Origin of the sequence: uncultured Sphingomonas sp., assembly GCF_913778135.1 — a bacterium.
In the GTDB taxonomy this organism is placed as follows: domain Bacteria; phylum Pseudomonadota; class Alphaproteobacteria; order Sphingomonadales; family Sphingomonadaceae; genus Sphingomonas.
Genome location: NZ_CAJYVU010000018.1, coordinates 1 through 5497 on the forward strand (window position 1 = coordinate 1; position 5497 = coordinate 5497).

At 68.1% G+C, this 5497-nt stretch carries 5 protein-coding genes; all 5 read left to right on the forward strand.

Annotated elements, in window-relative coordinates; translation table 11 throughout:
* Window positions 1-51 precede the first annotated feature (51 nt).
* On the forward strand, window positions 52-1080 hold the full coding sequence (locus tag QZ847_RS01785; protein WP_294352544.1) for an AAA family ATPase: 1029 nt from the start codon (window positions 52-54) through the stop codon (window positions 1078-1080).
* 2 nt (window positions 1081-1082) lie between these two features.
* Window positions 1083-2714 carry a hypothetical protein gene (locus QZ847_RS01790; RefSeq protein WP_294352546.1) on the forward strand — a complete coding sequence of 544 codons (1632 nt, stop codon included), beginning with the start codon at window positions 1083-1085 and terminating at the stop codon, window positions 2712-2714.
* Between the two features lie 12 nt (window positions 2715-2726).
* Window positions 2727-3776: an AAA family ATPase gene (locus tag QZ847_RS01795; RefSeq protein ID WP_294352547.1), complete on the forward strand. Its 1050-nt coding sequence runs from the start codon at window positions 2727-2729 to the stop codon at window positions 3774-3776.
* A gap of 1 nt (window position 3777) precedes the next feature.
* A complete protein-coding gene (locus QZ847_RS01800; protein ID WP_294352549.1) occupies window positions 3778-4623 on the forward strand; it encodes an XrtA system polysaccharide deacetylase in 846 nt (281 codons plus the stop codon).
* A gap of 2 nt (window positions 4624-4625) precedes the next feature.
* Window positions 4626-5497, forward strand: an 872-nt coding sequence (locus tag QZ847_RS01805; protein WP_294352551.1) for a GNAT family N-acetyltransferase, incomplete at its 3' end; no start/stop codon positions are given.

Below are 5497 nucleotides of genomic sequence, written 5' to 3' on the forward strand. Positions count from 1 at the left end.
CGCGTACGTGGCGCTGATCGGCGTCGAGATGCTCCAGCGGGGACTTGCCGCATGAACCGTTTCCCCAAGACCGCGGGCGAGGAATCGCTGATCGAGCGCGCGGCGAAGGTGTATGATTTCGGTGCGCACCTGCGCGCGCGGGGGGTGCCGCCGCTCGACGAGCACCACGCGCCCGTCGAGGAAAACTTCCTCGATGACGAGCCGGTCGCTGCGGTGGAGGAGCCCCGCGCGGCGCCGGCCGATCACGCGCCGCCGCGCGCGGTGCCGCCGACGCTTGCCGCGATCCCGGCGGAGTTCCTGTCCGACACCGACGACGACGGGCTGGATGAATGGGAGGCGCCCGAGAGCGACGTCGCGCAGATCGATCGCACGATGCTTGCCGAGGCGGGCATGCTGGTGCCCGGCGCCCCCGTCGGCGCGCTCGCCGAGGAGTTCCGGCTGGTCAAGCGGCAGCTGCTGCTGACCGCACGCGACATCGCCGAGGGGCCGATCGGGCAGCGCGCGCGCACGATCATCGTCGGATCGGGAAAACCGGGCGAAGGTAAGACCTTCTGCGCGATCAACCTCGCGATCAGCCTGGCGGCCGAGCGCGATGTCGAAATCCTGCTGGTTGACGCCGATTTCGCCAAGCCCGACATCATGCAGCGGCTGGGGCTGGAGGACAGTGTCGGGCTGCTCGACACTTTGGGCGACCCGCGGCTCGATCCCGAGACGTGCGTGGTGCGCACCGACGTGCCGCAGCTGTCGCTGCTGCCCGCGGGCAAGCGGAGCCATGCCGATACCGAGCTGCTCGCTTCGCACCGGACCGAGGCGGTGATCGATCGTCTGCTCGCGGCCAATCCGCGCCGGATCATCATCTTCGATACGCCGCCCGCACTCGCCGCCTCGCCCGCCTCCACGCTCGCACTGCTGGTCGGGCAGGTCATGCTGGTCGTGCGCGCCGATCGCACAACCGAGACCGACGTGCGCGAGGCGGTGCAGCTGCTCGACGGATGCGAGCAGATCCACCTCGTCATCAATTCGGTATCGTTCGAGCCGGGGCGCGGGCGCTTCGGCAGCTATTACGGTCAGGAGAAGTAATCGTGACCCGGTTCTCATCAGGCGTGGCGGGACCGCTGTTGGCGTCGGTGGCGGTGCTCTACGCCGCACCTGCCGTTGCGCAGTCGCGCTCGCACTACGTGTCGCCTTATATCGAGGCGACGCAGGCGGTCGCGGCCGACCTGTCGAACGGCGACGATGTCGTCACCTACACCGCGCTTGCCGCCGGCGTCGACGCGGGGATCAGCACCGGGCGAACCGACGGGCAGATCAGCTACCGCTACGAGCGGCGTTTCTCGTGGGAGGACAATACGGAGGACCTGAGCGTTCACAGCGGCCTAGCCCGCGTGACGACGCAGGTCGCCCCCTGGCTGTCGCTCGACGGTGGCGCGCTTGCCACCCGGCAGCGCAGTGACATTCGCGGTGCGGCACCGATCAATCTTGTCGGCACCAGCGACAATTTGACCCAGGTCTACTCGCTGTTCGCAGGGCCTAGTGTGGCGACGCGTGCCGGACCGTTCGACGTGAACGGAAGCTATCGCTTCGGCTACACCAAGGTCGAGGGGAACAATGACATCCTGCTAGCGCCCGGCTCGCCGCGGCTCGACGGCTACGATTCGTCGACCAACCACGTCTTGCAGGCGAGCATCGGTGTGCCCGCCAACCGGATCGCGCCGTTCGGTGTGACCCTGAGCGGCGCGTATGAGCGCGAGGACGCCAACCAGCTCGATCAGAAATACGAGGGCTATTACGGGCGCGGCGACGTGGTGGTGCCGGTCAGCCGTACGGTCGCGCTGCGCGCGGGGGCGGGATACGAGCGGATCAAGGCGACGCAGCGTGACCCGCTGGTCGACGCGGCCGGCAACGCGGTGGTCGACAATAACGGTCGCTTCGTCACCGACCCGAACTCGCCCGAGCGGATCGCTTACGATACCGACGGGCTGATCTACGACGCGGGCGTGATCTGGCGTCCGTCGCCGCGCGTCGAATTGCAGGCGACCGCAGGATACCGCTACGGCGGGGAGACCTACACCGGCGCGCTGTCGTGGCGGATGTCGGAAGCATCGGGGTTGCAAGTCGTCGTCTACGACGCGATCGAGACGTTCGGGCGCCAGCTGCGCGACGGGATCGCGGGCCTGCCGACAAGTTTCCAGACGCAGAACGATCCCTTTGGCCAGCTGTTCGGCGGCTGCGTGTTCGGACGCCAGGGCGGCAGCCGCGAGAGCGGCGCGGGCGGATGCCTGAACGACGTGTTCCAGTCGATCTCGACCGCCAGTTACCGCGCGCGCGGAATCGACGGCGCGTGGACCGTGCAGCAGGGGCGGACCGGCTACGGCATCGGCGCGGGCTACGCCAACCGCCGGCTCTACGCGCCGCGGGTCGCCGTCGGCACGCAGGTGCTGGGGAACGAGGACCAGAGCGCCTACGCGCAGGTGTTCTACTCGCGGGCGCTCAGCCGTGTGTCGCAGTTTGACGCCAACCTCTACGCCAATTGGTATTCCAGCGATCTGGTGGGCGCGCAAGACGTGTATGGCACCGGGCTGAACGGCACCTACAGTCGCAACTTCGGGCGGCTCGGCACGTCGCTGTCGGCGGGGCTCTACGCCTTCGACCAGGGCGATTTCGACAAGCAGGTGTCGGCGCAGGCGCTGCTCGGCGCACGCTATAATTTCTGAACGGATACGGCCATGTACGAGACGTTCTTCGGATTTCACGACCGCCCGTTCCAGCTGACGCCCGACCCGCGTTTCTGGTTCGATACCGCCACGCACAAGAAGGCGATGGCGTACCTTGGCTACGGCCTGGCACAGGGCGAGGGCTTCATCGTCATTACCGGTGACATCGGCGCGGGGAAGACGACGCTGGTCGGGCACCTGATGGATCAGATCGACCCAGCCAACCTGAAGGTCATCAAGATCGTGTCGACCGCGATCGAGGCGGACGACCTGCTGCGCATCGTCGCGACTGGTCTGGGCATCGATCACACGGGTAAGAACAAGGCCGAACTGCTGCTGCTGATCGAGCGTGGGCTGCACGCGGTGGCACGCACCGGACGGCGCACGCTGCTGATCGTCGACGAGAGCCAGGCGCTGCCGACCTCCGCGCTCGAAGAACTGCGCATGCTGTCGAACTTTCAGGCCGGCGGGCACGCGGTGTTGCAGATCTTCCTGCTCGGCCAGCCCGAATTTCGCGAACGGCTGAATGGGTCGGCTCGGCTGGAGCAGTTGCGCCAGCGCGTCATCGCGGTGCATCACCTCGATCCGATGGAGCCCGACGAGGTCGCCGATTACGTAGGCCACCGCTTGCAGATCGCGGGCTGGACCGGGCGCCCGAACTTCACCGAGGACGCGTTCCCGGTGCTGTACCGCGCCAGCGAGGGTGTACCGCGCCGGCTCAACCAGTTGATGAGCCGCGTGCTGCTCCACGCCGCGGTAGGCGAGATCGAGATGATTGACGCCAAGGTGGTGCGCGCAGTTGTGAACGATCAACGACGCGAGATGCCCGCGGTCAACGCATCGACGCTTCCCACGCCCGAGCGTCCCGCCGCGGCGAACACCAACCACGACGAGGTTGAGGCCGCACAGCCGGCCCCGTCGGCGATCGACGACGAACGTCTGGCGGTGCTGGAAGAGCGGATCGCGGAGCAGGATGCGGCGCTCAGGCGCGTGCTGACGCTGCTGATCGACTGGGTCGAGCGTGACGAACTGCGCGACGTGCCGGTGCGCGGAGCCGCCTGAGATGGCGAACGCGCGCGTTTTGAACGGCATGTCGGTCGACGTCGAAGAATGGTTCCAGGTCGGCGCGTTCGAGCACACGATCGACAAGGCTGACTGGGCGACGCTCGAGAGCCGCGTCGCCGACAACACCGTGCGTGTGCTCGACCTGTTCGCCGAAACGGACACCAAGGCGACGTTCTTCACGCTGGGCTGGGTCGCGGCCCGCCACGGTGCGCTGATGCGGCGTGTCGTCGACGAGGGTCACGAGGTCGCGAGTCACGGCTGGGATCACCAGCGTGTGTTCACGATGGATGCCGGCTCGTTTCGCACCGATCTGCGCCGTGCGCGCGTGGCGCTGGAGGACGCGACCGGCAGAGCCGTGACCGGTTACCGTGCGCCAAGCTTCTCGATTGATCAGCGGACCCCTTGGGCGCACGCGGTGCTGGCGGAGGAGGGGTATCGTTATTCCTCCAGCGTCGCGCCGGTCGCACACGACCATTACGGCTGGCGTGACAGCCCGCGCTATGCCTGGCGTCCGCTGGGTGATGACGCGCTGGTCGAGGTTCCGGTGACCGTCGGTGAGGCGGCGGGACGACGCTTCGCGACCGGCGGAGGCTTCTTTCGCCTGCTGCCCGCGGGCGTGACCGACTTTGCGTTGCGGCAGGTCGCAGCGGCGGGGCAGCCCGGCATGTTCTATTTCCATCCGTGGGAGGTCGATCCCGGTCAGCCGCGGGTGACGGCGGCACCGCTCAGGTCGAAACTGCGTCATTACAGCCGACTGGGGGCGATGGCGGGCAAGCTGCGTGGGCTGCTCAAACGCCACGAGTGGGGTCGGGTCGACGCAGTGGTGGATCGGCTGGCGACGTGACGATGCCGCTGCTCGAACAGCCGGTCGGCGTGCGTGCTGCCAGCGCGAAAGATCGCGCGGCGATCGATGCCTTCGTGCGCGCGCACCCGAACGCGACGCCCTTTCATCTGCCTGCGTGGAGCGAAGCGATCGCTGCCGCCTGCGGTCAGCGCGCGCACGTGCTCGTCGCTGAATATGCGGATGGTAGCCTTGCCGGCGTGCTGCCGCTGACCGAGATGCGTTCACCGCTGTTCGGGCGCGCATTAGTGTCGGCCGGCTTCGCGGTCGATGGCGGCATCCTCGGCGACGTGGTTGCAATCGAGCCGCTCGCGTCGGCGGCGCGCGATCTGGCGGCCGGGCTCAATTGTCCGTCGGTCGAGCTTCGCGGCGGCCCGCATCCGGCCGGCTGGGCGGTGGATGCGGGCAGCTATCTCGGCTTCGCACGCCCGCTCGCCGAGGACGACGCCGCCGAACTGCTCGCCATCCCGCGCAAGCAGCGCGCCGAGGTACGCAAGGCGCTGGCGAACGACCTGACGGTCGAGATCGGCCGTGACGCGCCGGCGCTGCGCGACCATTACAGTGTCTACGCCGAGTCGGTGCGCAACCTGGGCACCCCGGTGTTTCCACGCGCCTTGTTCCGCGAGGTGGCAGCGCGGATGGATGCCGACGTGCTGACGGTGCGGCACGGGGGCGAGCCGGTCGCGAGCGTGCTGAGCCTCTACTGGCGCGGCACCGTCTATCCTTACTGGGGCGGGGGCACCGCGGCGGCGCGTGAGCTGCGCGCCAACGACCGGATGTATTTCGCGCTGATGGCACATGCGCGGTCGCGCGACTGCACGCGCTTCGACTTCGGGCGCTCGAAGGTCGGCACCGGTGCTGCTGCGTTCAAGAAGAA